Origin of the sequence: Pseudomonas quasicaspiana, assembly GCF_021147825.1 — a bacterium.
Classification (GTDB): domain Bacteria; phylum Pseudomonadota; class Gammaproteobacteria; order Pseudomonadales; family Pseudomonadaceae; genus Aquipseudomonas; species Aquipseudomonas quasicaspiana.
Genome location: NZ_JAGTPI010000129.1, coordinates 1 through 1188, shown reverse-complemented (window position 1 = coordinate 1188; position 1188 = coordinate 1). Strand labels below are relative to the sequence as shown.

Here is a 1188-nt window from a genome sequence, read left to right as displayed (position 1 = left end):
CATGCAAGAGCGAAAGACCTACACCCGCGAGTTCAAGCAACGTGCTGCGAGCATGGTTCTTGATGACAACTGCTCAGTTCCCGATGTCTGTGCATCGATGGAGGTTGGCCGTACGGCTCTGCGCCGCTGGGTTGATCAGGTTCGTAAAGAGCGTCAGAAAGGGCAGCCAGTAGCAGGTACCAAGGCAATCAGCGACGAACAGCGAGAGCTTCAACAGCTGCGAGCCAAGGTCAAGCGCTTGGAAACTGAAGCTGAAATATTAAAAAAGGCTACGGCTCTCTTGATGTCGGATCCCGATCGTTTTTCCTGATCGAGGAGCTGAGGGAGTCGAGTTCATATCCGACCAGCTTGCTTTGCAGTGTGATGGGCGTTTCCCGCAGCGCGTTCTATGACTGGATTAAGCGACGTTCAGCGCCGATAGCCAACCGTGACGCGCTCAGAGCGAAAGTCGTGCAATTGCATGTTGAAAGCCGGGGAAGTGCAGGCGCGCGGATGATCTCTCAGCACTTGAAGGCCCAGCATATCCAGGTCGGAAGGTATTTGGCTGGAAAGCTGATGGCGGAGGCAAATCTGGCCAGCAGGCAGCGCCGCCGCCATCAGTACCGCTCCAGAGGCGTCGAAGCATTTGTGGCCAAGAACCTGCTCGAACGTAACTTCGAGCCAACCGCAATCAATCAGGTCTGGTGCGGCGACGTCACCAGCCTGATGGTTGGGAAGCGCTGGTATCACTTGGCAGTAGTTATTGACCTGTTCGCCCGCAGAGTCGTGGGCTGGGGGTTTTCTCTGATCAATGACGCCAACCTGGTTAGCAAGGCGCTGAGAATGGCGGTGGAGGTTCGAGGCAAACATGCAGGCTTGATGTTCCATTCAGATCAAGGCTGCCAATACACCAGCCAGCGCTTTCAGTCCGAGCTACTGGAGCATGGGATAACGCAAAGCATGAGCCGCAGGGGGCAGTGCTGGGACAACGCACCAACAGAGCGTTTCTTCGGAACGCTCAAATCAGAGTGGGTGCCCGCCAAGGGCTACACGACAGTTGAAGAAGCCAGGCAGGATATGACCAGCTTCTTCATGCGCTACAACAGAATCAGACTCCACAGCTACAACAACTACTTGTCGCCAATAGCTATGGAGCAGCAGGCGGCTTGATCACCGTAATCGGTGTCCGGAAAAACTTGACCAGAACAG

The 1188-nt window shown here is 55.2% G+C and carries 2 protein-coding genes; both read left to right on the top strand.

Annotation, left to right across the window (positions count from 1 at the left end; all coding sequences use genetic code 11):
* A partial coding sequence (locus KDX30_RS29410; protein WP_027902288.1) for a transposase occupies nt 1-310 on the top strand: 310 nt, incomplete at its 5' end.
* Between the two features lie 38 nt (nt 311-348).
* Entirely contained in the window at nt 349-1149 is an 801-nt protein-coding gene (locus tag KDX30_RS29405) for an IS3 family transposase (protein WP_231678248.1), read from the top strand.
* Nucleotides 1150-1188 lie beyond the last annotated feature (39 nt).